General features: G+C 67.8%; 18 protein-coding genes. 7 read left to right on the top strand and 11 right to left on the bottom strand.

The annotated features are described in order from the left end of the window. The 5 genes from U4Y91_RS24465 to U4Y91_RS24485 all read right to left on the bottom strand — a co-directional run. Positions 1-126 (bottom strand): porin (locus U4Y91_RS24465; protein ID WP_156429891.1); only part of this gene is annotated, 126 nt, incomplete at its 3' end. A gap of 66 nt (positions 127-192) precedes the next feature. Continuing rightward, the gene (locus U4Y91_RS24470) at positions 193-612 is read right to left on the bottom strand and encodes a DoxX family protein (protein WP_321807232.1); all 420 of its coding nucleotides are present in this window, start codon (positions 610-612) and stop codon (positions 193-195) included. A 178-nt stretch (positions 613-790) separates the two neighbouring features. After that, positions 791-2,068: a cytochrome c gene (locus U4Y91_RS24475; RefSeq protein ID WP_321807233.1), complete on the bottom strand. Its 1,278-nt coding sequence runs from the start codon at positions 2,066-2,068 to the stop codon at positions 791-793. A gap of 2 nt (positions 2,069-2,070) precedes the next feature. After that, positions 2,071-3,690, bottom strand: a complete 1,620-nt coding sequence (locus tag U4Y91_RS24480; protein ID WP_321807234.1) for a GMC family oxidoreductase — start codon at positions 3,688-3,690, stop codon at positions 2,071-2,073. Continuing rightward, the gene (locus tag U4Y91_RS24485; RefSeq protein WP_044843286.1) at positions 3,690-4,196 is read right to left on the bottom strand and encodes a sugar dehydrogenase complex small subunit; all 507 of its coding nucleotides are present in this window, start codon (positions 4,194-4,196) and stop codon (positions 3,690-3,692) included. The genes U4Y91_RS24480 and U4Y91_RS24485 overlap by 1 nt, the downstream gene beginning before the upstream one ends. A gap of 304 nt (positions 4,197-4,500) precedes the next feature. On the opposite strand from U4Y91_RS24485, the gene U4Y91_RS24490 reads away from it, so the two are divergent. From U4Y91_RS24490 to U4Y91_RS24500, 3 genes are all read left to right on the top strand, one after another. After that, on the top strand, positions 4,501-10,539 hold the full coding sequence (locus U4Y91_RS24490) for an alpha-2-macroglobulin family protein (RefSeq protein ID WP_321807235.1): 6,039 nt from the start codon (positions 4,501-4,503) through the stop codon (positions 10,537-10,539). A gap of 10 nt (positions 10,540-10,549) precedes the next feature. Continuing rightward, positions 10,550-12,799 (top strand): penicillin-binding protein 1C, encoded by a 2,250-nt coding sequence (gene pbpC, locus U4Y91_RS24495; protein ID WP_321807236.1) that lies wholly within the window; start codon positions 10,550-10,552, stop codon positions 12,797-12,799. A gap of 143 nt (positions 12,800-12,942) precedes the next feature. After that, positions 12,943-13,635 (top strand): hypothetical protein, encoded by a 693-nt coding sequence (locus tag U4Y91_RS24500; RefSeq protein WP_321807237.1) that lies wholly within the window; start codon positions 12,943-12,945, stop codon positions 13,633-13,635. A 37-nt stretch (positions 13,636-13,672) separates the two neighbouring features. Here the strand turns inward: U4Y91_RS24500 and U4Y91_RS24505 are convergent, their stop codons facing one another. Next, positions 13,673-14,920: a multidrug effflux MFS transporter gene (locus U4Y91_RS24505; RefSeq protein WP_321807238.1), complete on the bottom strand. Its 1,248-nt coding sequence runs from the start codon at positions 14,918-14,920 to the stop codon at positions 13,673-13,675. Positions 14,921-15,381: 461 nt separating this feature from the next. Here U4Y91_RS24505 and U4Y91_RS24510 point away from each other — a divergent pair, with 461 nt between their 5' ends. Together U4Y91_RS24510 and U4Y91_RS24515 are read left to right on the top strand one after the other, a co-directional pair. Then, positions 15,382-16,242, top strand: a complete 861-nt coding sequence (locus U4Y91_RS24510) for an urea carboxylase-associated family protein (protein WP_321807239.1) — start codon at positions 15,382-15,384, stop codon at positions 16,240-16,242. Positions 16,243-16,327: 85 nt separating this feature from the next. Next, positions 16,328-17,002: a GntR family transcriptional regulator gene (locus tag U4Y91_RS24515; protein ID WP_321807240.1), complete on the top strand. Its 675-nt coding sequence runs from the start codon at positions 16,328-16,330 to the stop codon at positions 17,000-17,002. 90 nt (positions 17,003-17,092) lie between these two features. Here U4Y91_RS24515 and U4Y91_RS24520 read toward each other — a convergent pair whose 3' ends face one another. The 4 genes from U4Y91_RS24520 to U4Y91_RS24535 all read right to left on the bottom strand — a co-directional run bounded on the left by U4Y91_RS24520 (position 17,093) and on the right by U4Y91_RS24535 (position 21,334). Beyond that, a complete protein-coding gene (locus tag U4Y91_RS24520; protein ID WP_044843279.1) occupies positions 17,093-17,488 on the bottom strand; it encodes an ectoine synthase in 396 nt (131 codons plus the stop codon). A 61-nt stretch (positions 17,489-17,549) separates the two neighbouring features. Further along, positions 17,550-18,893: an amidase family protein gene (locus U4Y91_RS24525; RefSeq protein WP_321807241.1), complete on the bottom strand. Its 1,344-nt coding sequence runs from the start codon at positions 18,891-18,893 to the stop codon at positions 17,550-17,552. A gap of 23 nt (positions 18,894-18,916) precedes the next feature. Beyond that, positions 18,917-20,419 (bottom strand): amino acid ABC transporter permease/ATP-binding protein, encoded by a 1,503-nt coding sequence (locus tag U4Y91_RS24530; RefSeq protein WP_321807242.1) that lies wholly within the window; start codon positions 20,417-20,419, stop codon positions 18,917-18,919. Positions 20,420-20,491: 72 nt separating this feature from the next. Next, entirely contained in the window at positions 20,492-21,334 is an 843-nt protein-coding gene (locus tag U4Y91_RS24535; protein ID WP_321807243.1) for an ABC transporter substrate-binding protein, read from the bottom strand. Here U4Y91_RS24535 and U4Y91_RS24540 point away from each other — a divergent pair. After that, a complete protein-coding gene (locus tag U4Y91_RS24540; RefSeq protein ID WP_321807244.1) occupies positions 21,333-21,470 on the top strand; it encodes a hypothetical protein in 138 nt (45 codons plus the stop codon). The genes U4Y91_RS24535 and U4Y91_RS24540 overlap by 2 nt on opposite strands. A gap of 335 nt (positions 21,471-21,805) precedes the next feature. On the opposite strand, the gene U4Y91_RS24545 is transcribed toward U4Y91_RS24540, so the two are convergent. After that, a complete protein-coding gene (locus U4Y91_RS24545; RefSeq protein ID WP_321807245.1) occupies positions 21,806-22,702 on the bottom strand; it encodes a glutamate/aspartate ABC transporter substrate-binding protein in 897 nt (298 codons plus the stop codon). A 418-nt stretch (positions 22,703-23,120) separates the two neighbouring features. Here U4Y91_RS24545 and U4Y91_RS24550 point away from each other — a divergent pair, with 418 nt between their 5' ends. Continuing rightward, on the top strand, positions 23,121-24,767 hold the full coding sequence (locus tag U4Y91_RS24550; protein WP_321807246.1) for a S8 family peptidase: 1,647 nt from the start codon (positions 23,121-23,123) through the stop codon (positions 24,765-24,767). The last annotated feature ends 267 nt before the right edge of the window (positions 24,768-25,034 follow it).

The raw sequence follows: 25,034 nt of genomic DNA on the forward strand, positions 1-25,034 counted from the left end.
GGTCGCGATGTGGTTCAGGTATTCGACGCCGCCGTCGATCCGGCCGTACAGCGTCACGCTCGTCTGCGCGAACGCGGCCGCCGGTGCGGCGGCCACGATCAGCCATGCGAAATGTTTGAGTCGCAAAATGATGCCCCCCCTCGAAGTCTCGACCGTCCGGCACACGCCCCATGCGCGCACCGGCGTTGCCATTTACCCGCGATCGATCGAAAAACGCCCGGGGCCCGCCGCGCAAAGCGCGAGCAGGCCGCCCGAGATCGCGATGTTCTTGTAGAAATGAATCATGTTGTTGATCTGCTCGCCGCCCGTCATCGTCCAGTAGTGGTGGCCGATGAAGCCGGTGCCGATCGTATACAGCGCAAGCAGCAGCGCGAGCGGCCGCGTCTGGAAACCGACGAGGAGCGCGATGCCGGCGAACAGCTCCATCACGACGGCGATCGCCGCCGAAATGATCGGCGCCGGCGCGCCCGCGCTTCCCATGTACGCGATCGTGCCGGAGAAGTCGGCGATCTTTTTCCAGCCGAACATCACGAACAGGATCACGAGCAGGATCCGGGACAACAGCAGCAGCACATCGCGCTGGGACGCGAGAAACGGTTGATTCGGTGTCATGGTGTGATCAACGAAAGCGGTGCGCGAACCGCGCGCACCGGATTGCCAACGAACCAGGACGGGCGGCCGCCAAAGCCGCCCACCCCGCTCTGCAACAACCGGCATCGGGGCCCGCCCGATGTGCTGTGCCTCCTCTTCTTGTCAGTGTTGCCCTGCCTTTACTGCATCGTACCCGGCCTCAACGCGCCTTCGCGACGTCCTGCTCGGTCACCTTCGCGGCCGGGTTGCCGAACTGGCCGGTCAGGTAGTTCGTCAGCGCGGCGATCTGCGCATCCGACAGCTCGTTGCGGAACGCGGGCATCCCGACATCCTCGCTGCCGGCCTTGCGCTGCACGCCGTTCAGGATCACCTGCACCAGGTTCGCCGGATTCGTCGCACCCACCGTCGAGTTGTGGAACAGCGACGGGTAATAGCCGTCCGGCGTGCCCTTGCCCTGCATCTGGTGGCACGTCGCGCAGTTGCCGAGATACAGCCGCGCCGGATCGATGCCCGACGACGCCAGTGCGACGCCACGCAGCTTCAGGCCGTCTTCCGCCGGCTTGCCCCACGACGAGCGCGACTGCTTCGCGTCGCCGCTGGCGACGGCCGGCACCGTACGGATGTACGTCGCGATCGCGCCGATGTCGGCGTCGGTCATCTTCGAGAAGCTGTGCTCGACCGCCTCGGCCATCGGACCGGCTGCCTGCGCGACACCCGGCACGCTGCCGGTACGCAGGTACTGGACGAGCTGCTGCTGCGTCCAGCCGCCGACCCCCGCGTTCGGGTCGGACGTGATGTTGTAGCCGTCCCAACCCGCCAGCACCGAGCCCGACAGGAAGCTGCCGCCGGTTTCGTCGAGCGACTTCTCCTGCATCGCAATGCCGCGCGGCGTGTGGCACGTGCTGCAGTGCGCGAGGCCCTGCACCAGATATGCGCCGCGGTTCCACTCGGCGCTCTGCGTCGGCTTCGGCTGGTATGCGCCGTCCTTCAGGAACAGCCAGTTCCAGATCTTCAGCGGCCAGCGCATGCTCAGCAGCGCGGGGATCTCGTTCTTCGGCGGCGTCTGCTTGACCGGTTCGACACCGTGCATGAAGTACGCGTACAGCGCCTGCACGTCGTCGTCGTTGAGTTTCGCGTACGACACGTACGGCATCGCCGGATACAGGTTGTCGCCGTTCTTCGACACGCCGTGACGCACCGCGCGCTCGAAGTCGTCGAACGTCCAGTTGCCGATGCCGGTATCCGGGTCGGGCGTGATGTTGCTCGTATAGATCTTGCCGAGCATCGGCACCGGCATCCCGAGGCCGCCGGCGAACGGCTTGCCGCCCTTCGCGGTATGGCAGGCCATGCAGTCGCCCGCGACCGCGAGATATTCGCCGCGCTTGACCTGCGCGGGATCGGCCGCATCAGCCGCGCGTGCGAGACCCGGCAGCGCGAGGCAGCCGGCGGCGAGGAAGGTGAGAGTAGATTTCCGCACGGTCAGACTTCCTTCTTCAGCGTGTCCGACATCCGCAGCGCCAGCGCCGCGATCGTCAGCGTCACGTTCACGGTACCGACGGTCGGCATCGTCGAGCTGCTCGAAATGAACAGGTTCGGATGGTCGAACGTGCGGCAGTCCTTGTCGACGACCGAGTCGCGCGCATCCGCGCCCATGATCGTCGCACCCGTGATGTGGTTGTTCGGCGCGAACTCGTCGTTGAACACGACGTCCGTACCGCCCAGCACCTTCGCCGCGGTCGCATAGACCTCGCGCGTATGCACGGCGCCGCGTTTCACGTAGTCGTCGATCGCATACGTGATTTCCGGGCGCGGAATGCCGACCGCGTCGGTGGCCGTCTTGCTCGGCACGATGCGGTTCTCGGGCTGCGGCAGGATTTCGTGGAAGCAGTCGAACTGCACGTAGCGCGCGGAACGGTCGCGGATCTGCGCGTCGAGCTCGTCGGCCTTCATCAGCTTGCCGGCCTTGAAGATCTTCTGCGTTTCCTGGTTGATGCGCGACATGTTCGACAGGTGGATCTTCTTCGCGGCTTCGGTCGCGCGGAACGGGCCGTCGCGGAAACCGATCAGCGACGTCATTTCCTGCGGGCCGCGGCCCGGCCACAGCTTCTCGCTCGCGTAGAACGACACGCCCGTGCCCGGGTGGTCCATCAGGTTGCGCCCGACCATGTCGGAGCTGTTCGCGACGCCGTTCGGGAAGTCGCGGTTCGCCGACATCAGCAGGATCTTCGGCGTCTCGATGCCGTTCGCGGCCACCACGAAGTACTTGCCCTCGACGCGATGGTCGGCGCCCGTCTTGTCCTTGTAGATCGCGGCGACGATGCGCTTGTCCGGACCCGTCTCGAGCTTGTAGACGACCGCGCTGTCGATCAGCTTCGCGCCGGCCTGCTCGGCCTTCTCGACGTGCACGATGCCGTTGTACATCGCACCGATCGGGCAGATCGGCATGCAGTTGTTGTTCCCGCAACAAGTGGGCCGGCCGTCGTACGGGCGGCTGTTGCGCGCGACCGGCTCGGTCACGACGTGGAACTTCGGGTCATAGCCGTTGAGCGCGCTCTTGATCGTGTGCTCGTTGAACGACAACGGCAGCGGCGGCATCGGGTACGGCTCCTTGCGCGGCGAATACAAATCTTCCTCGGGGCCCGGGCCCCACACGCCGAGCTCTTCCTCGGCGCGCTGGTAGTAATGCTCGAGATCGTCATACTGGATCGGCCAGTCGCGGCCGACGCCGTATACGGTCTTCATCTTGAAGTCGTTCGGGATGAAGCGCCACGCCGACGCGGCCCAGTGCCACGTCGTGCCGCCCACCGCGCGGATGTACTGCGAGTTGAACTTGTGCTCGCCCTTCAGGACCAGGTAGTCGTTCGGCGGGCCGTATTCCGGATGCGGTGCCCACGGGCTCGACGGGTACGGCGCCATGAAGTCCGTCTTGTCGGGCTGGTTGCGGAAGCGTTCGACGATTTCCCAGCGCGGCATGCGCGGGCCTGCCTCGAGCAGGATCACCGACTTGCCGGCCATCGCGAGCTGGTGCGCGACGATCGCGCCCGCGACACCGGACCCGACGACCACGACGTCGGCCTTTTGCGTATCGGTATCGGCCATCAGCCTTGCCTCTCGATCGGTTTTTCGGCCCAGAAGCCGGGTTTGTTCGGGCAATACGAAGGAATCACGAGCGTGTCGGACACGACGCTGAACATTAATGCTTCTTCGTAGGTAATCACGACGTTGTCGACGATGCCGAGATACCAGGCTTCGAGAATCGACAGCGCGGACGTTTGCTGATCGGGAGTCAACGAACCGGACGCGAGTGCGCCGGCGAGTTGCGACAGACCGTCGGCCGTCTTGAACGAGCCCTTCTGCAAGGCCTGCAGGAAGCGTTCGCCGAGCACGCGGCTCAGCCCCTTCTTGCCTGTCAGTGCTTCGGAGAGCGTCATGAACGTATCGAGCGGCGCGGTGCCGGGATTGTCGGCCAGGGCCCGCAACGCCAGCGAGCCGGTGAGGCCCGCCGCCGTCAGCGCCAGTGCGCCCTGCAGCCATTGACGCCGCGTGATGCCGGATGCGGCTGCGTCGCGATCGCGACGCGAGTGGGGGGTGTTGTCGTTGTGCATGTTTCCTTCTCTCGAACACCGGATTCGGGAAAACCACGCTTGATATTTCTCAAACTTTCGCGCGGCCCTGAAATGTACGCGCTCAATTCGGATTGGACAATGCTTTTATAGTCCATTTAATGTTCCGCAATCCGAGACAATCGACATTTCGTGGCATCTTTGTGTCGTCGACGCGACAATTCCGTATCGGGATGCCGGCGTGTCGCAACCCGGCGACACGCCGCTTCCCGTCATCCGCTCGCATGCCCGTCGGTTAGAATCGCGTGCAATCAAACAGAAAGCTTCCCTCCGAGGGCATCGAGCGATGAAGCAGCACGACAAGCACAACAACACACATTCAACCCATCACACCACACGGCTGCTCTGGCGCATCGGCGCGGTCGCGGCGCTCGGCAGCGCCGCCGTACTGTCGCTGCATGCAGGCGCGGCACGCACCGTGAGCGTGTCGCCGCAAGGCACGGTCACCGAAGTCCGGCAGAGCGTCGTCAAGTTCGACGAACCGATGGTCGCGTTCGGTTCGGCAGCCGCACCGAGTCCCGCGCGCATGACCTGCAACGATTCCACCGCCGCACGCGGCCAGGGCCGCTGGCTCGACGACAAGACGTGGGTCTACGATTTCGAGAACGACCTGCCGCCGGGCGTGCGCTGCTCGGTCGCGCTCAACGACACGCTGCGTTCGGTCGCCGGCAATGCGCTCAGCGGCCCGCGCCGCTTCACGTTTCAAACCGGCGGCCCGTTCCCGGTGACGGTGCGTCCCGGCTCGCGCGAGATCGAGGAGCGCCAGGTCTTCGTGCTGAAGCTGAACGGCCCGGCCGAGCCGCGCTCCGCGCTCGCGAACATCTGGTGCGAAGCGGCCGGCATCGGCAACCGCATCCCCGTCACGGCCGCCGACGACGATGCGCGCAACGCGCTGCTCGACCACTTCGGGCTGAAGAAGGACGCCGCGCGCGTGCTGACGCTGTCGTGCGCGCAGGCGCTGCCCGCGAGCGCGAAGATGCAGCTCGTCTACGGCAAGGGTGTCGCGAGCCCGAGCGGCATCGCGAACGACACCGAGCGCCGCTTCGACTTCACCGTGCGTGCACCGTTCGCCGCGAGCTTCTCGTGCGAGCGCGAGAACGCGAAGGCGCCCTGCACGCCGCTGCGTCCGCTGACGCTGTCGTTCAATGCACCGATCTCGCGCAAGAACGCCGAGGCGATCAAGCTGCGCGGTCCTGACGGTTCGCTTTCGCCGACCTTCGCGGCCGACGACCACAGCGACGAAGTGACGACCGTCACGTTCAACCCGCCGCTGCCCGCGCAGGCGAACCTGACGATCGAGCTGCCGTCCGGCCTGCGCGACGTGACCGACCGCACGCTCTCGAACGCCGACCTGTTCCCGCTCGCGACACGCACCGCGCCGATGCCGCCGCTCGCGAAATTCTCGTCGGGCACGTTCGGGATCGTCGAGCGCTTCGCCGAACCCGATACGCCGGCACTCGTGCCCGTCACGCTGCGCAACGTCGAGGCCGACCTGCGCATCGCGGGCCTCAACACGAGCGGCGCGCAATTCTCGAACCTGAAGGTCGACGACGACACCGCGATCCGTCAATGGATGCGCACCGTCGAGCGCTTCGACAACTGGTCGATGACGGCCGGCACGATCGACGAACGCGTCCCGGGCCTGCTGCGGCGCAAGGGCCAGCACCCCGTCTACGTACCGCTCGAGGCCGGCGAGAAGATGCCCGCGCCGCAGAACCGCCGCATCGACGTGCGCTCGCTGTCGCTGCTCGCCGGCGAACCCGGTGCGCAGGCGCTGACGCTGCCGAAGGCCGACCCGAAGGCGCTGCGTTCGTTCGAGGTCGTCGGCGTGCCGATCGACAAGCCCGGCTTCTACGTGCTCGAACTCGCGTCGCCCGCGCTCGGCCGCTCGCTGCTCGCGAAGCCGTCGAGCATGTACGTGCGCACCACCGTGCTCGTCACGAACCTCGGCGTGCACCTGAAACAGGGCCGCGAGAACAACCTCGTGTGGGTCACGACGCTCGACAAGGGCAAGCCCGTGCCGAACGCGCAGATCCGCGTGTCGGACTGCAATGGCGACGAAATCGCGTCCGGCAAGACCGATGCGCAAGGCCTGCTGAAGATCGACGGCCCGTTCGAGCCGAAACACGAATGCAGCCAGTCGGAACGCTTCGACGACTACTTCGTGTCGGCACGCGTCGACGATCCGAAGACGGGCCGCGACATGGCGTTCGTCAGCTCGAACTGGAACCGCGGGATCGAATCGTGGCGCTTCAACGTGCCGACCGACACCGACAGCGCGCCGACCGTGCGCGCGCATACCGTGTTCGACCGCACGCTGCTGCGGGCCGGCGAAACCGTGTCGATGAAGCACTTCCTGCGCACCGAGACGCTGCAGAGCCTCGCGTTCCCGGCACACTACCCGACGCGCGTGACGATCCGCCATCTCGGCTCGGACCAGACCTACAAGCTGCCGCTCACGTGGTCGGCCGACCACAGCGCGGACACGCAGTTCACGCTGCCGCCCGCGGCGAAGCTCGGCGAATACAGCGTATCGCTCGATGGCGGCCCGGACGATGCGCCGACCGCCAGCTACTACAGCGGCAGCTTCCGCGTCGAGGCGTTCCGCCTGCCGGTACTCAAGGGGACGATCGGCGCGCGCGACGCGCAGAAGAGCCCGCTCGTCGCGGTCAAGGAAGCGCCGCTCGCGGTGCAGATCGACTACGTGTCGGGCGGCGGCGCGTCGAACCTGCCCGTGCAGGTGTCGGCGCTGATGAAGTGGGCATCGCCGCCGTTCGCGGACCGCTTCGAGGACTTCAGCTTCACGCCGTATCGTCCGGAGCACAGCGACGGCAACGCCAACGACGATGCGCAGGACGGCGACAGCGCATCGGCCGCGAACAACGATCCCGACGCGACCAAGCTGATCGCGGACAAGCTGCCGCTCACGCTCGACCGTAACGGCGCGGGTTCCGTCACGCTCAAGGGCCTGCCCGATGTCGACGCGCCGAAGCGCATCGCGCTCGAGGCGACGTTCGCGGACCCGAACGGCGAAGTGCAGACGATCCGCGGCGACACGATCCTGTGGCCGGCCGCGGTAGTGGCCGGCATCAAGGCCGGCCGCTGGGTGTCGGTCGGCCAGCGCGTGCCGGTGCAGGCGCTCGCGGTCGACCTGCAGGGCAAGCCGCGTGCCTCGGTGTCGATCGAGATCAAGGGCGTCGCGCACATCACGACGTCGTCGCGCAAGCGGATGGTCGGCGGCTTCTATGCTTACGACAACAAGAGCGATACCCGCGACCTCGGCGTGCTGTGCTCGGGCAAGACCGACGACAAGGGCCGCATGGCCTGCGACGCGACGCTCGAACAGGCCGGCAACGTCCAGTTGATCGCGGTCGCGAAGGACGGCGACGGCCGGACGTCGAATGCGTCGACGTCCGTCTGGGTCACGCGCGAGGATCAACTCTGGTTCGGCGGCGACAACACCGACCGGATCGACGTGATCCCGGAGAAGACGTCCTACGAGCCGGGCGAAACGGCCCGCTTCCAGGTGCGCATGCCGTTCCGCTACGCGACCGCGCTCGTCGCGGTCGAACGCGGCGGTGTGATGGAAACGCACATCGTCGAGCTCAACGGCAAGAACCCGACCGTCGACCTGAAGGTCGGCGAATCGTGGGGGCCGAACGTCTACGTGTCGGTGCTCGCGTTGCGCGGCCGGATTCGCGAAGTGCCGTGGTACTCGTTCTTCACGTGGGGCTGGAAGGCGCCGGTCGAATGGGCCCGCGCGTTCTGGCGCGAAGGCCGTTACCATGAAGCGCCGACCGCGTTCGTCGACCTGTCGAAGCCCGCGTTCCGCTATGGCCTCGGCGAGATCAAGGTCGGCACCGGCGTGCATCGTCTCGGCGTGGCCGTGACGACCGACGCGACGCGCTATACGGTGCGCGGCAAGGCGCAGGCGCACGTGAAGGTCACGCTGCCGAACGGGCAGCCCGCGCCAGCCGGCACGCAGATCGCGGTCGCGGCCGTCGACGAGGCGCTGCTCGAGCTGATGCCGAACAACAGCTGGGACCTGCTCGACGCGATGCTGCAGCGACGCGCGTACGGCGTCGAGACGGCCACCGCGCAGATGGAAATCGTCGGCCGCCGCCACTTCGGCCGCAAGGCGGTGCCGGCCGGCGGCGGCGGCGGCAGCGCGCCGACGCGCGAGCTGTTCGACACGCTGCTGCTGTGGAATCCGCGCGTGACGCTCGACGCGAACGGCAGCGCGACCGTCGAGGTGCCGCTGAACGATGCGCTCACGCGCTTCCGGATCGTCGCGATCGCGGCGGTCGGCGCGGACCGCTTCGGCACGGGCAGCACGTCGATCCGCAGCACGCAGGACCTGCAGCTGATCTCCGGCCTGCCGCCGCTCGTGCGCGAAGGCGATGCGTTCCGCGCGCAGGTCACGCTGCGCAACACGACCGACCGCGCGATGCAGGTCGTCGTGACGCCGCGCGTGACGGGCCTCGACGTCGCGCCGCAAACCGTGTCGCTCGCGGCCAATGCGGCGACCGAGGTCGCGTGGACGATCACCGTGCCCGAGCAGGCGCTCGACGCGGCCGGCGCGCTGAACTGGCGCATCGAGGCGGCCGAGCAAGGCGGCAAGCGCGCATCGGACGCGCTGGCCGTCGCGCAGAAGGTCGTGCCCGCGCTGCCGGTCACCGTGCAGCAGGCCACGCTCACGCAGGTCGACGGCACGCTGACGCTGCCCGTGTCGGCCCCGGCCGGCGCCGTCAACAACGTGCAGGGCGCGCCGCGTGGCGGCATCGCCGTGTCGCTGCAGTCGAAGCTCGCCGACGGCCTGCCCGGCGTGCGGCGCTGGTTCGAGCGCTATCCGTACCGCTGCCTCGAACAGCAGACGTCGCGCGCGATCGGCCTGCACGACGCCGCGCAATGGCAGGCGCTGGTGGCGCGCATGCCCGTCTACCTCGACAGCGACGGACTCGCGAACTACTTCCCGCCGTCTTCCGACGATGCGCACTACGGCAGCCCGACGCTCTCGTCGTATCTGCTCGTGGTCGCCGACGAGGCCGGCCGCCTCGACCCGCGCTTCGCGCTGCCGGAAGACCTGCGCACGCAGCTCGAGGCCGGGCTCGCGCGTTTCGTCGACGGCCGCATCGAGCGCAACGCATGGGCCCCACGCCAGGATCGCGACCTGCGCAAGCTCGCCGCGATCGAGGCGCTGTCGCGTTACGGTGCAGCCCAGGGCCGCATGCTCGGTTCGATCGAGATCGCGCCGAACCAGTGGCCGACGTCGGCGGTGATCGACTATCACGCGATCCTCACGCGCGTGAAGGACATCCCGCAGCGCGACGCGAAACGCGCGCAGGTCGAGCAGATCCTGCGTGCGCGCCTCACGTACCAGGGCACGCAGCTCGTGTTCTCGACCGCGCGCGACGACGACCTGTGGTGGTTGATGACGAGCAACGAGACCAACGCAGCGCGTCTCGCGCTGGAGTTCGCGGGCGACCCGGCGTGGAAGGACGAGATGCCGCGCGTGGCGACCGGCCTGCTCGCGCTGCAACGCCAGGGCGCATGGCAGACGACGACGTCGAACGCACTCGGCCAGCTCGCGATCGAACGCTTCTCGCGCACCTACGAGAGCACGCCTGTGGCCGGCACGACGAAGGTCGCGCTCGGCGGCAACGAGCGCGCGATTTCGTGGTCGCAGGCACCCTCGACCGCGCCCGCCGACACCCCCGCGTCGGCCACTCCCGCGACCCGCGCCGCCGCCGCGCGCAGCGTGCTGATGCCGTGGCCGCGTGCGTCGCAGACGCCGGCCACGCTGTCCGTCACGCAGGACGGTACGGGCCGCCCGTGGGCGACCGTCGAAAGCCTCGCGGCCGTGCCGCTGCGCGCGCCGTTCGCGGCCGGCTACCGGATCACGAAGACCGTCACGCCCGTGTCGCCCGCCGTCAAGGGCGTGCTGACGCGCGGCGACGTCGTGCGCGTGCATCTCGACATCGACGCGCAGAGCGACATGACGTGGGTCGTCGTCAACGATCCGATCCCGTCCGGTGCGACGATCCTCGGCTCGGGCCTCGGCCGTGACTCGGAAGCCGCGACGCAGGGCGAGAAATCCCCGGACGGCGCCTGGCCGGCGTTCATCGAACGCGATTTCGACGGCTACCGCGCGTATTACGACTATCTGCCGAAGGGCAAGCTCTCGGTCGAGTACACGGTGCGGCTGAACAACGTCGGCACCTTCGGGCTGCCGCCGACGCGCGTCGAGGCGTTGTACGCACCGTCCGTGTACGGCCTGTGGCCGAACCCGCCGATGACCGTGAAGCCGGCCGACGCGGGCAAGTAACGGGTACGCGATGATCGATCATGGATTGCCGCGGCCGGTGCGCTTCGCCGGCCGCGTTTTCGTCGCCGTCGTGCTGGCCGCGCCGCTCGTCGCGCACGCGCTGCCCGGCTACGACGACGTGCGCCGCAACTGGCGCAGTTCCGACTGGGTGCTGCTCGCGCGCGACGGCACGCCGCTGCAGCGCACGCGCGTCGACCTCGCCGAGCGGCGCGGCGACTGGGTGTCGCTCGCCGACGTGTCGCCCGCGTTCCGCGAGGCGATCGTCGTGTCCGAGGACAAGCGTTTCTACGAACACAGCGGCGTCGACTGGCGCGGGATCGCCGGTGCGGCATGGGGCAACCTGTGGAACCAGCGCACGCGCGGCGCGTCGACCGTGACGATGCAGCTCGCCGGGCTCCTCAATGACGAGCCGCGCCGCTCGGGCCAGCGCTCGCTGCCGCAGAAGGCCACGCAGGCGATGAACGCGCTACTGCTCGAACGCGGCTGGCGCAAGGACCAGATCCTCGAGGCCTACCTGAATCTCGTGCCGTTCCGCGGCGAGACGGTCGGGCTCGCCGCGCTGTCGCAGGTGCTGTTCGGCAAGGCGCCGTCCGGCCTCGACGCGCGTGAAGCCGCGATCGCTGCGGCACTGGTGCGCGCGCCCAACGCGGCGAGCGCGAAGGTCGCCGAGCGCGCGTGCCGGATCCTGCGCGACATGCACGCGGAGCAGGCGTGCGCATCGCTCGACGGCTACGTGCAGCTCGTGATCGCGCGCCCGGCCAATGCCGTGCGTAACGACCTGACGGCGGACGGCGCCGCTCTCGCCCCGCACTTCGCGCGCCGCATCGCGGCCGAGGTCAGGCCCGCGGCCGGCGCGCAGGTGCGCACGACGCTCGATGCGCCGCTGCAGCGCTTCGCGCGCGACACGCTCACGCGCGCGCTGACCGAGCTCAACGCGCCCGCGCACCGGCGCAACGTGCAGGACGGCGCGGTCGTCGTGATCGACAACGCGACCGGCGAGATTCGCGCGTGGGTCGGTTCGTCGGGCGCATTGTCGAGCGCGCGCGACGTCGACGCCGTGCTCGCGCCGCGCCAGGCCGGCTCGACACTCAAGCCATTCCTCTATGCGCAGGCGATCAACGAGAAGCGGCTGACGGCCGCGTCGCTACTCGACGACGCGCCGATCAATCTCGCGGCCGGCGGCGGCCTCTACATTCCGCAGAACTACGACAAGGATTTCAAGGGCTGGGTGAGCGTGCGCAGCGCGCTCGGCGGCTCGCTGAACGTGCCGGCCGTGCGCACGCTCGTGCTCGTCACGCCGCATCGTTTCGCGCGCACGCTGACCGCGCTCGGCCTGCCGCTCGCGCAGGAAGGCGACTACTACGGCTTCAGCCTCGCGCTCGGCAGCGCGGACGTCACACTGCTGTCGCTGACCAATGCGTATCGCGCGCTCGCGAACGGCGGCGTCGCGCGCAAGGTCGTCGACCTGCCTGCACCGTCGCCCGCTGCCGGCGCATCGGCACCGGGGCGTGCGGACAACGGCACGCGCGTGTTCAGCGAAGCCGCCAGCTTCGTCGTCACCGACATCCTCTCCGACAACAACGCGCGCGTGCGCACGTTCGGCTTCGACAATCCGCTCGCGACGCGCTTCTTCTCGGCGGTGAAGACCGGCACGAGCAAGGACATGCGCGACAACTGGACGGTCGGCTTCACGTCGCGCTATACGGTCGGCGTGTGGGTCGGCAATGCGGACGGCTCGCCGATGTGGGATGTATCGGGGGTCACGGGCGCGTCGCCGGTGTGGTCGGCCGTCGTCGGCTACCTGCACCGCGACCTGCCGAGCCGCGCGCCGCGTCCGCCGGCCGGCGTCGAAGCACGCCGCATCACGTTCGAGCGCGACGTCGAGCCGTCGCGCAACGAGTGGTTCGTCGCGGGCACCGCGCTCGACACGATCCGGCTCGCGGCGCCCGTCGCGCCGGGCAAGGACGGTGCGCGCGCGCCGCTGACGATCGGCGCGCCGACCGACGGCACGATCTTCGCGATCGATCCGGACATTCCGCCGAAGAACCAGCGGATCTGGTTCGAGCGCTCTGCCGGGCGCGCCACGAAGTTCGCGTGGCGGCTCGACGACAAGGTGATCGGCCACGCCGACCGCATCGCGTGGATGCCGTGGCCGGGGCGGCACCGGCTGGAACTCGTCGACGCGCGCGGCAACGTGGCAGATGCGATCGGCTTCGAGGTACGCGGCGCGTTCGCGAAACCGGCCGCACGCAAGCCGTAACCGGCGCCGGCCACGCCGCACGCCGCGGCGAACAAACGGGCGAGCAACACCGCGATCGGAGACCTAGAATACGAACAGCGCGCCGAAGCGTCGGCGCGCGCCGGTTGCCCTACCGCGCTCACTTTTCCGATCCGCCCGCGACCATGAACCTTCGCCATCCGCGCTTCCTCCGCCCCGCGCTGGGCACGCTGTGCGTCGCTGCCCTCGCGACACTTGCCGGCTGCAACGGCGACGCCTGCTTCGGCGTCGACGCCTGCTTCAACGGCAACAATACGCAGCCCGTCGCGCTGTCCGGCACGGCCGCCACGGGCTCCGCGCTCGCGAGCGCGTCGGTGACGGTCAGCTGCACGCAAGGCTCGGCCACGACGCTGACCGACGGCGGCGGCAACTATCGCGTGACGGTCAACGCCGTGCTGCCGTGCGTGATCACCGTCGCATCGAGCGGCACGAGCCTGCATTCGCTCGCCTACGCGGGCGGCACCTTCAACACGACGCCCGAGACCGAGCTGATGCTCGTCTATCTCGCCGCGCAGCTCGGTACGAACACGGCCGGGCTGATCGGCAATTTTCAGGGGAATACGCACTTCCAGCAGGTGATGGGCAGCCCGAACACGGTGCAGGCCGCGCAATCGGCGGTCGTGACGAATCTGCAGCAGCGCTATGCGGTCACGCTGTCGACGGCAGCCTTCCTGACGACGCCGTTCGTGGTCGGCCAACCGGGCGTCGACAGCGACCTCGCCGCGCTGGCCAAGGCCGGCGCGATCGATTCGAACGGCATGCCGGATCCGGTTGCGGTTTCGCTGCTGGCGCAGGCGGGCGCGGCGCACCCGCTGTGAGCGGCGGGCGTGCCGCGCCCGCCCCCGTCGACCCGGCTTACGCGGCTTCCCCGCTCCCGCAAGCCACGCTCGCGGCCTGCTGCTGCGTCAGGTAGCGCAGCAGCTTCGTCACCATCCACACGACGATGAACGACAGCGCGACGAAGAATACCGCGAGCGGCGTCAGCACGTGAATCGACACGAAACCGGCCAGCCCCATCATCGCGGACGACACGAGCAGCAGCGCGCACCCGAGGATCGCGCTCGTCAGCCCCGCGATATGCGGAAACAGCGAATTGCCCTTGGCCATCAGCGTCGGATACATCGCGCCCGCGCAGAAGCCCATCACGAGCACGGGCGTCGCGAGCGTCCATACGCGCAGGCCGACGGTCAGCGCCAGCACCAGCATCGCGACCGCCGCGATCGCCATCACGCGTGCGCCGATGCGCAACCGCTGCTCGGCGCTCGGCAGCCCGCGCCCGTGAATCCGGTTCGACAGCCCGCCGAGGAAATACATCAGCCCGATCCCGAGCGCGAGATAGCCGAAGAAGGTCGGCGGCTTGTGCAGCGTGGTCTGCACCATGAACGGCCCGACGATGTTGAACACCAGCAGGATGCTGTAGCACAGCCCCTGCGCGAGGAAGCAGCTCTGGAACACCGGGCTCGCGAGCACCTTGCCCGCGTTCGCCATCAGCGTGCGCGGCTCGAGATGGACCGGCTTCGGCAAGGTCTCGCGATAGCGCCACAGCAGCGCCCACATCACCAGCGAATACACCAGCAGGAACACCAGGCACGCGCGCCAGCCGAACCATTCCTGCAGGTGCGCGCCGATCACCGGCGCGATGATCGGCGCAAGCCCCCACGCGATCGACATATAGGTAAACGCATGCATCAGCGCCTGGCCCGAGAACGAGTCGGTGATGATCGCCTTCGCGAGCAGGTTCGTGGTCGCGATCCCGAAGCCCTGCAGGCAGCGCGCCAGCACGAACGTCTCCAGGTTCGGCGCGCCGAGCGACAGCAGGCAGCCGATCGTGTAGATGACGAGCCCGAACGCGAGCACGCGCTTGCGCCCGTATGCATCGGCAACCGGGCCGAAGATCAGCTGGCCGAGCGCATAGGCGGCCATGTAACCGGAGACGCTCGACTGGATCGCCTGCGGCGTGGTCGCGAACGAACGCGCCATGTCGGGCAGCGCAGGCACGTAGATGTCGATCGCGAGCTGGCCGGCGGAGGCGAACAGGCAAATCAGAAACAACAGGAAGCGCGGCGAGTTCGATTCGCGCGCGGGTGTGAGCGAGGCGTTCATGACAACCGGGAAGGATTCGGACGGCGGCAACACGCGCCGTGCTGTTCGAACGTCGAACAGCGGTGCGCGGCGAAGCGCATATTGTGCCTGTTGTTGCGCAACGCGACAGGAATCCCATGGCGCGGGCGCGGTTGAATGCGGATTGCGTCAGGTCTCGAAACGCGTTACACGGCCCCGCTTGCTGATCATGGCGAGCCGGTCCGGCGGCCGGCACGGCCACGGTTTTGATCCATATTTCGTTTTTATTTGCGGCGCCACCCGCCTGCCTGCGTGCTTCCACGGCTCGCCGCGCCCCTCCGTACTTTCCACCGATTGACACACCTCCCGGCCTTCCCCCTATACTCGCCGAAGCGCCAATAAATTGTTGAACAATTCAGCATGGAAATTGACGCCTGACCGGCCACCACAACGGATTCCAGCCGGATCTCCGAATCTGCAAATTTCCCCGAGAGCACCGCGTCATGTCGAACTATCCCGCCGCCTACCAGGTCACCAAGGGTTCCGTCCTGAACGTCGACAAAGCCTTTTATTCCGCGATCGCCCAGCGCCAGGACGCGCGCGAACGGATCGCGTCGCACGTCGTGCCGATCCGCAGCGGCTTCGCGTGGACGGTGCCGGCAGGTCACGTGTTCCGGATCGTCACGCTCGAAGGCCCGCAAGTCGCCGACTTCAACATCTGGAACCTGCACAATCCGCGCGAGCGCATGTGGGCGTCGCGCACACGTCAGCTGCAGGCCGCGCACGTGACGACGTTCGACCGGCTCTGGTCGACGCTGCCGTACCTGCGGCCGATGGTCACGATCACCGACGACACGCTCGCCGGCTATGGCGTCGACGGCGACGGCGGTCGCGTGCACGACCTGCTCGGCACGCGCTGCGATCCGTACGTGAACAAGCTGCTGACCGGCGAGGATTTTCATTTCCACTGTCATTCGAACCTCGTGCGCGCGGTCGCGCCGTACGGGCTGACCGAATTCGACGTGCACGACGTGCTCAACGTGTTCCAGTGCACCGGCCTGAACGACGACGACAAGTACTTCATGAAGGCCTGTCCCGCGCAGCCGGGCGACTACCTCGAGTTCTTCGCGGAAATCGACGTGCTGTGCGCGATGTCCACATGTCCGGGCGGCGACCTGTCGGTGCCGATGTGGGGCCCCGACGCACGCGACCCGATCGACGTGTGCCGGCCGCTCGGCGTCGAGGTATACCGGCTCGATCCGAGCCTGCTCGAAGGCTGGTCGCAGCCGCCCGTCGCGCCGTACCGCGGCCAGCACGGGATGCAGCCGCCGCAGGCCGACTGGCAGCACGACAAGACGGCGTAACGCGGTCCGTAGCCCGTAGAATGGCGAAACGCCGCCGGCCGGCCACGCCGGCGGCGCACGACCAGGAGAGGAGCGAACGAACGGAATGGCAAGCGAAAAAGCGAGAGGACAGTCGGTCGCCGACCGGATCAGCCATCAACTGCGGGAACACATCATCAGCGGCAAGCTGCCGCCCGGCACCGCGCTGATCGAGATGGACCTCGCGGCCGAATACGACACGTCGCGCAACTCGCTTCGCGAAGTCCTGCATCAGCTCGGCCGCGAAGGGCTCGTCACGTTCGTGCGCCACAAGGGTGTCGTCGTGCGCACGCTGAATCGCCAGGATGTACGCGATCTCTACGTCGCGCGCCGCACGCTCGAGCTGCATGCGCTGAACACGGCCGAACTCGCGCAGCCGGCGCTGCTCGAAAAGATGCAGACCGCCATTCGCGCGGCCGAGCGCGAACTCGACAAGGAAAACTGGCAGGCCGTCGGCACGCACAGCCTGCGCTTTCACCAGCACATCGTCGCGCTGCAGAAGTCGGCGCTGCTCGACGAGTTCTTCCGGACCATCTCCGCACAGCTGCGGCTCGTCTTCGCCGCGGATCCCGACGAGAAACGCGTGCAAACGCCCGACTGGATCCAGCGCGAATACCAGATCTACGACCTGCTCACGCAGAACCGCCGCAGCGAAGCCGTCACCGCGCTCGCGCGCTATCTCGACGATTCCGAGCGGATGCTCGTCGAGGCAATCAAGCGCAGCCATCGCGAGGCGGCCTGACTCTGCACGCCGCGCCGCCGTTGCTTGCCGCAAGATGCGGCACGCAACGGCAGTACGAAAAGGCACGCAACGGCCCGACCGCTCGCGCCGTCAGGCTTGCTCCGTCGGCAGCGCGTAACTGCCGTCTTCCCGATGCGTCTCGAGTCCCGTCAGCGGCGGATTGAACACGCACACGAGATGCAGGTCGCCGCGCGTCGCGCGCAGGACATGCGGATCGTTCAGATTCAGCGCGTAGATCGTTCCGGGCGTGATCCGGTGCACGTTACCGGTCGCCGTGTCGACGACCTCCCCCTCTCCGGCCACGCAGTAGTTGGTCTCGAAGTGGTTCTTGTAGTGCAGATGCAGTTCGGCGCCTTCGTGCACGCGCGTCTCATGAACGGAATAGCCGACGCCGTCCTGCTTGACGATCATGCGCTTGCTGTCCCAGCCCGGGCCGCGCGCATGGCGTTCGGTATTGGCGATATCGGCCGATCTCACGACAATCATAAGTACCTCTGAATAGTTGCGATGAAAAATGGCAAGGTGATCCTTGCCGCCGGAAAATGCGTCATGCGGAATCGGCGGTCAGCGCACGCTCCACCGCTGCCGCGACATCGAGCAGCCGCGCGTCTTCGCCGCGATGCCCGGTGATCAGCAAGCCGACCGGCTGCCGGTTGCGCAGGTCGCCGGGCACGCTGATGCTCGGCAGGTCGAGCCGGCTCGCGAATTCGGTCAGCCGGAACGCACGCGCGTTCTGTGCGAGGTATGCGGCTTCGTCGGCCAGATCGGCCACCCGCGGCGGCAGCATCGGCACCGTCGGCGTCAGCACCGCATCCGCGTCGCCGAGTTCGGCGTGGTACGCGTCGGCCAGTGCAACCAGGCGCCGCAGCGCCGCAGCGTAGTCGTGCGCCCGCACCTGCTCGCCTGCAGCGATGCGCGGGCCGACCAGCGGATCGTAGCGGTCCGCCGCCGCGGCCAGCCGCGCACGATGCAGCATGAACGCCTCTACCGCGATGATGCCGCCCGCGCGGGCGACCGCGCCGGCCTCGGCCACGCAATCGAGCCGCTTGCGCCGGAGCCGCGCGCCGCGCGCGGACAGTCGGGACAGCCACGCGTCGAATGCGCGTCCGACGACCGGGTCGACGTCGTCGGCGACGAACGCCTCGGGCACGATGAACTGCAGGTCGCGGATCGCCGCCGGTCGCCGCCGCCGCGCTTCGCGGCCGTGCAGCGCCACGTCCGCCTGCCGGCACAGCCCGACCGTCGCGGCCAGCAGGCCCGGCACGTCGAAGCTCGTCGACAGAAACCGCATGCCGTCGCTCGCATAGCGCCCGCGCGACGGCTTGAATCCGGTCACGCCGCAGAATGCGGCCGGAATGCGTGCCGACCCGCTCGTATCGGAACCCAGCGACAGGTCGGCCGCACCGAGCGCCACCGACACCGCCGCGCCCGAACTCGATCCGCCGGCTACCCGCTCGCGCCGCGCATCGAGCGGCGTCGTCGGCGTCCCGTACGCACGGTTCACGCCGAGCGCGCCGTACGCGAACTCGGTCATCGCCGTCTGCGCGACCAGCACCGCGCCGGCCCGACGCAGTGCCGACACCGGCGCTGCGTCGATTCGTGCCGGCGGCTCGTCGGCCAGCACGCGCGAACCGGCATGCGTGACCCAGCCGGTGCAATCGAAGCAGGCCTTCACCGTCAGCACGGCGCCGGCCAGCGGCGCATCGATCGCGCCGCCGCGCAGCGCCGCATCCCATGCGCGCGCATCGGCAACCGCCGCGTCGTCGCGCCGCGCGAGCCACGCGGCTCCGATGTCGCCGGGATGCGCGTCGGCACGCGCAAGGCACGCACGCAACCGCTCCGCACACGCGTGTTCGTTCACGTCGCCCAGCCGGAAATCCGTCGGATCCATTCCCGCTCCTATCCAGTCATTCGTCATGCGAAGTGAACGTGCTTCAGAAAGTCCTTCACGCGCGCGTCCGCGCTGCCGCGAATCCGGTCCGGCGGCACGTCGTACAGGATGCGTCCGTTCTCCATGAACACGATCCGGTCGGATACCTTGAACGCGAAATTCATCTCATGCGTCACGATGATCATCGTCATCCCTTCTTTCGCCAGCGTCTCGACGACCTTCAGCACTTCGCCGACGAGCTCCGGATCGAGCGCCGACGTCGGCTCGTCGAACAGCATGATCGACGGCCGCGTCGCGAGTGCGCGCGCAATGGCGACGCGCTGCTGCTGGCCGCCCGACAGCTGATGCGGATACTTGTTCGCATGGTCGAGCATCCCGACCTTCGACAACAGCGACAGCGCCTGCAGCCGGATCGCCGCCGCATCGGCCTGCCGGTGATAGCACGGCGCCATCATCACGTTCTGCAGCGCGGTGCGATGCGGGAACAGGTTGAAGCTCTGGAACACCATGCCGATGTCGAGGATGCGCTCGTGCGACACGCGCGGCGGATGCGAACCCGACGCGCGGATGAACGGCTCGCCGTACAGGTCGATCTCGCCCGCGTTCACCGGCGCGAGGCCGTTGACGGTGCGGATCAGCGACGTCTTGCCGGAGCCGGACGGACCGATGATCGACACGACCTGCCCGGGCGCGACGTCGAGATGAATGTCCTTCAACACTTCATGGCGGCCGTAGCGCTGCTGCACGCCTTTCAGGCGCAGCGCGAATTCGGCGTTCGCCCGCGGCCTCGGCGCGACGGCCGGCGCCGACGGCGGCAGCGCAAGATCGACGTGGCCGCCCTGAGCAGGCGTACGGCGGCTGACGTCGAGGTACCGCTCGAGATAGCCGAGCAGCCGGCTGAACACGGTCACGATCAGCACGTAGTAGAACGCCACGGCCAGCATCGTTTCGAACACCAGGAAATTCTGCGTGTACAGCCGCTGGCCGACGAGCAGGATCTCGGCCAGCGAAATCACCGACACCAGCGACGTGAGCTTCACGATCGTGATGAACTCGTTCGCCAGCGCCGGCAGCGCAATGCGGATCGCCTGCGGCATCACGATCATCCGCTGGATGCCGGTGAAGCGGATGCCCAGCGCGCGGCCGGCTTCGAGCTGCCCGCGCGGCACCGACAGGATCCCGCCGCGATGGATTTCCGCGAAATAGGCGGTCTCGCTCAGCACCATCGCGATCAGGCCGGCCATGAACGGATCGGACAGCACCGCGCTCGTCGCCGGAAAGACCTGCGGCAGGTTGTAGATGAAGACCAGCAGCACGAGCAGCGGCAGGCTGCGGAAGAACCAGATGTAGACCGCCGCCGCCCGCTTCAGCAACGGCTGGTGCGACTGTCTCGCGAGCGCCACCGGAAAGCCGAGCAACACGCCGAGCAGCCACGCGGCGACGCTGAGCTCGACGACCACGACGCAGGCGCGCCAGAAATCCTGGTCCCGCAAGAGCTGAAACGCATAGTGCCAATCGAACTGCATCGAAGACTCCTCAACCGCGGATGGTGATGCGGCCGCGCGGCGCGCGGTGGTCAGATCGTGCTTGCTGCGCGCTTACTTCGCCGTGCCGAGCGCGTTGGCGACGTCGGCGGGTGTCGGCTCCTGCAACCCGTATTTCTTCACCAGGCTGCCGTATTCGCCGCTGCGCCTCGCATCGTTCAACGCACCCTCGAGCGCACCCTGCAATCCGCTATCGCCCTTCGTCACGCCCAGGCCGATCACGATCGGATACAGCAGCGTGGTTGAACTGATGTCGACGCGCCCGTTCGTCTGCTTCGGAATCTCCTGCGCGACGGCCGCGTCCTCGATCTGGACGTCGACCGCCTTCGACATCAGCGCGGACGTCGCTTCCGGCGACGTCGGGAACTCGAGGATCGCGATCTCGCCGCGCCCGGCCGCCTTGCACGTGTCCTGCGACACCGCACGCAGCTTCGGCGTCCACGACGCTCCCTTGATCGAGCCGACCCGCTTGCCGCACAGGTCCTGCGGCGTCTTCGGCAGGAACGCGCCGCCCTTCGCGACGAGCAGCGACGCGCCCGTCTTCAGGTACGGCACGAAATCGACCTGCTTCACGCGGTCGGGCGTCACGTACAGCGCGGATGCGACGACGTCGAAGCGGCGCGCCTTCATCCCGAGAATCAGGTCCGGGAAGCGCGTATCGAGAAATACCGGCTCCAGTTTCAGGTGACGTGCCAGCAGCCGCGAGAACTCGGCGTCGAAACCGGCAGGCTTGCCGGCGTCCAGGTACGCGTATGGCGGATACGTGAGGTCGGAGCCCACCAGCAGCGTGCCGGGCCGCACCGTCTGCAGCGGCGCCGCCGACGCGAGCGAGCATGCGAAGGCCAGCGGCACGAGCACGCCGCGGAGGAAATGTCGAACCGGGAAACGAGCGGACATGGTGAAGCTCCTGGGTTGTTCGGCTCTCGCGCTGAAACGTCTCAACGCCTCCCGGACGCCGCCACACGCGGCTTCCCGGGATTTTCCGCCGAAAATTGTTGAACAATTTCGGCCGATTCTGACCAGTTCAAATTGAAATCTGAATTCGGGTTTACGCGGCAAACGGCGTAGCCGGACGTGCGTCGGGCGCGCATCCGCCAACCCCGCTTCGGTACGGGGCACGTGTTCAGGCAAAGGGGGAAAGACCGGGCGGGACGACGCGTGGACGGCGGGCCGTCGAGGTGCGGCGCCATAAACGCGCCGCACGCGATGGAGGATCAGGACACGGGGTTCAGCATCGGACGCGACGGGTCCGGCTGGCGCTTACGGCTGCGGGATGCGCGCCGCGACGCCGACCCGAAGGCCGGCGGATTCGATCGTGCAGGCCCGAGCACGCAACGTGTCGGCCCGCACGCCACTGCGACGCTTCGATCAGTACTGCGCCTGATCCGTCGGATTCCTGAACAGCTGCTTCATCTCCGGCGACAGCGGATAGTTGAGGCTCACGCCCTTCGGCGGAATCGGCTGCATGAACCACTGGTCGTAGAGCTTCTCGGCCGCGCCCGAGGTCTGCAGCTTCGCGATCACGCCGTCGACCACGTGCTTGAACGCGGGATCGTCCTTGCGCATCATGCACGCGTAGTTCTCGTGGACGAGCGGCGTGCCCGCCACCGTGTACGCGCCCGGATTGCGGTCCTTCGCGATCTCGCCGTACAGCAGCGGCTCGTCCATCACGAACGCGACCGCGCGCCCGGTCGTGACGTTCATGAACGCTTCGGCATGGTCCTTCGCGCTGATGATCGTCATGTTCATCCCTTTCTCTTCGTTGAGCTTGCGCAGCAGCCGCTCGTCGGACGTGCCGGCCGTCGTCGCGACCGTCTTGCCGGCCAGGTCCGGGAAGTCCTTCACGCCCGAATCCTTGCGCGTGCTGAAACGGATCCCGTACAGAAAGATGCTGTTCGAGAACGCGGCCTGCTTCTGGCGCTCCAGCGTGTTCGTCGTCGAGCCGCACTCGAAGTCGATCGTGCCGTTCTGCAGCAGCGGAATCCGGTTCTGCGACGTGATCGGGATTTCCTTCACCGTCAGGTTCGGCGCCTTCAACTCGGCCTTGAGCGCGTCGATGATGCGCGCCGCGATGTCGCGCGAGTAACCGATGTTCTTCTGCTGGTTGTCCGAATACGAGAACGGCACCGACGATTCGCGGATGCCGAGCGACACGACGCCCGTGTCCTTGATCTTCTTCAGCGTGCCGGTGAGCGCCTGCGCGTGCGCGGCGCCCGCCAGCGCGCAGGACAACGCGACAGCCAGCCAACGGAAGCGGTGATCCATGCTTTTCTCCTGACGAAACCTTGATCGAATCGCGATCCTACGCCCGAAAAATTCGCACCGCATCGGGGAAAGCGTCAAGCGCCCTCCGTCAACGGCCACACCGCGCGCAATCGTTTCCGTGGCGCGCAAAAGCGCCCATGCCGCACGTTTCGCCGGGTCGGCCGCCTGCAATCTTGCACCCCATGAACGAATCACCCGTTCCAAACGCGTGTTCGTGCTGCAACCCAGCAACGCAATCGTTTGCGTCTCGCACCTTTTTCACACAAAACATATTCAAGAAGCCGCCTCATCAGCCGTTACCCAATGCATGGCGCGTCGCAGGAGCCCTGCGCGCGCCCGACAAAAAACAAGGTCCGGTGTGCGCCGGACCAGGCACCACCGCCGGCACGACGGTTATCTCCGAGGATCGACTTTCAACATGAAAGCCAAACGTTTCAATTTCGCGCTGGCCCGTTCGGCCCATGCGCGCATGCTCGCCGGCATGCTGTCCGCCGCCGCCCTACTCCCGATCGCCGGCTGCGGCGGAGGCGGCGGCGGCGGCGACGGCAGCAACCCGTCGCCGACCAACACGGCACCGGCCCCGACGCCGGCCCCCGCGCCCGCTCCGACGACCCCGCCCACCAATTCCGGCAGCAACGCGTGTACGTCGCAGCAGGCCGCCACGCAAATGGCCGCCCAGACCACGCCCGACGAGCCGCCGGTCGATCACCTGATCGTCAGGCTGAAGACGCTGACGGCCACGAACGCAAGAGCGGCCATCGACGACGGCATGCGGCTCGACGCGGTAATCCAGCGTTCGTTGACACGCTGGACGGCGCCGACGGCAACCGGCGCCGCGCGTGCGTATGCGGCCGCGCCGACGCCGCTGAACGTGCAGGTCGAGCGGACGGCCTCGAACGGCGCGGCCGTGCTTTCGCTCGGCCAGCGCGTCGCTGCCGCCGACGCGGCGGCGCTCGCGGAGGCCTTCGCCGCCGACGCCGACGTCGACTATGCGGAACCGGATCATCCGATGAAGGTCCGCGACACGCCGAGCGACCCGAGCTACGGCCAGCAGTGGTATCTGTCCGACCCGACCGCCGGCGCCGATCTGCCGCCCGCGTGGAACCAGACCAATGGCTCGCCGACCGTCGTGACGGCCGTGCTCGACACCGGCTATCGGCCGCACCCCGACCTCGTCGGCAACCTGCTGCCCGGCTACAGCTTCATCACCAGCGTCAACACCAGCAACAACGGCCTGTCGCGCGGCCCCGACGCGAGCGACCCGGGCGACTGGGTCACGCAACAGGAACTCGACAACGCGAGCGGCCCGTACTACCACTGCGAAAGCGAACCGAACACCAGCAGTTGGCACGGCACGCGCGTGATGGGCGTGATCGGCGCGACCGCCAACAACGGCATCGGCATCGCCGGCGTATCGTGGCTCGGCAAGATTCTGCCGGTGCGCGTGCTCGGCAAATGCGGCGGCGTGACGAGCGACATTGCCGACGCAATGCGCTGGGCGGCCGGCATTCCCGTCACCGGGGTACCGAACAACCCGACGCCGGCGAAAATCATCAACCTCAGCCTCGGCGGCGTCGGCACCTGCAGCAAGACGTTCCAGCAGGCGATCGACGACGTGAACGCGAAGGGCGTCACCGTCGTCGTCGCCGCCGGCAACGACGGCCTGTCGACCGGGCTCGACCAGCCCGCGAACTGCAGCGGCGTGATCAGCGTCGGTGCCAACGACGCAGCCGGCCGCCGCGCCTCGTTCAGCAACTTCGGCACCAACATCACGCTCAGCGCACCGGGCGTCAACATCCTGTCGACGGCCAACAGCGGCACGACGACGCCGGACGGCGACACCTACGGCCTGGCGAGCGGCACGAGCCTCGCGACGCCGCAGGTGACGGGCGTCGCCGCGCTGATGCTCGCGGTGAACGGCAACCTGACGCCCACGCAGATCCAGCAGAAGCTGAAGAGCGGCACGCACGCGGCGAAACTGGCGGCCAGTACGCCGTGCACCGCGTTGCCGGCAGGCTCGGGCATTCTCGATGCAGGAACCGCGGTCGCGTCGGCCACGCAGTAAGGTAAGCGGCCCGTTCTCGACGCAGGCAGCCGCGCGCAGGCCAATATGGCATGCGCGCGGCTTGTACGTTTTCTGCAGTCCGGCGGCCCGACTGTCCAGCATCGCGCCGATAACATTTCGCAAACATCTCCCGACAAAAGGGTTGACGCTTCGCACAACGAGCCTTTACCATCGCCCCCGTCTGATTACATGGAGTGTTCTGTGAACACCGATGCGAGTTGTAGTTGGTCCTCGACCAACTTGACTGCTGCCTGAGGAAACCGCGCA

It is taken from the genome of Burkholderia sp. BCC1993 (assembly GCF_905339865.1).
In the GTDB taxonomy this organism is placed as follows: domain Bacteria; phylum Pseudomonadota; class Gammaproteobacteria; order Burkholderiales; family Burkholderiaceae; genus Burkholderia.

Bases quoted from the DNA above. Each gene is read 5' to 3' on its own strand.
- U4Y91_RS24470 (WP_321807232.1), bottom strand. From the start codon at position 612: ATGACACCGAATCAACCGTTTCTCGCGTCCCAGCGCGATGTGCTGCTG.
- U4Y91_RS24480 (WP_321807234.1), bottom strand. From the start codon at position 3,690: ATGGCCGATACCGATACGCAAAAGGCCGACGTCGTGGTCGTCGGGTCC.
- U4Y91_RS24485 (WP_044843286.1), bottom strand. From the start codon at position 4,196: ATGCACAACGACAACACCCCCCACTCGCGTCGCGATCGCGACGCAGCC.
- U4Y91_RS24490 (WP_321807235.1), top strand. From the start codon at position 4,501: ATGAAGCAGCACGACAAGCACAACAACACACATTCAACCCATCACACC.
- pbpC (WP_321807236.1), top strand. From the start codon at position 10,550: ATGATCGATCATGGATTGCCGCGGCCGGTGCGCTTCGCCGGCCGCGTT.
- U4Y91_RS24500 (WP_321807237.1), top strand. From the start codon at position 12,943: ATGAACCTTCGCCATCCGCGCTTCCTCCGCCCCGCGCTGGGCACGCTG.
- U4Y91_RS24505 (WP_321807238.1), bottom strand. From the start codon at position 14,920: ATGAACGCCTCGCTCACACCCGCGCGCGAATCGAACTCGCCGCGCTTC.
- U4Y91_RS24510 (WP_321807239.1), top strand. From the start codon at position 15,382: ATGTCGAACTATCCCGCCGCCTACCAGGTCACCAAGGGTTCCGTCCTG.
- U4Y91_RS24515 (WP_321807240.1), top strand. From the start codon at position 16,328: ATGGCAAGCGAAAAAGCGAGAGGACAGTCGGTCGCCGACCGGATCAGC.
- U4Y91_RS24520 (WP_044843279.1), bottom strand. From the start codon at position 17,488: ATGATTGTCGTGAGATCGGCCGATATCGCCAATACCGAACGCCATGCG.
- U4Y91_RS24525 (WP_321807241.1), bottom strand. From the start codon at position 18,893: ATGGATCCGACGGATTTCCGGCTGGGCGACGTGAACGAACACGCGTGT.
- U4Y91_RS24530 (WP_321807242.1), bottom strand. From the start codon at position 20,419: ATGCAGTTCGATTGGCACTATGCGTTTCAGCTCTTGCGGGACCAGGAT.
- U4Y91_RS24540 (WP_321807244.1), top strand. From the start codon at position 21,333: ATGGTGAAGCTCCTGGGTTGTTCGGCTCTCGCGCTGAAACGTCTCAAC.
- U4Y91_RS24535 (WP_321807243.1), bottom strand. From the start codon at position 21,334: ATGTCCGCTCGTTTCCCGGTTCGACATTTCCTCCGCGGCGTGCTCGTG.
- U4Y91_RS24545 (WP_321807245.1), bottom strand. From the start codon at position 22,702: ATGGATCACCGCTTCCGTTGGCTGGCTGTCGCGTTGTCCTGCGCGCTG.
- U4Y91_RS24550 (WP_321807246.1), top strand. From the start codon at position 23,121: ATGAAAGCCAAACGTTTCAATTTCGCGCTGGCCCGTTCGGCCCATGCG.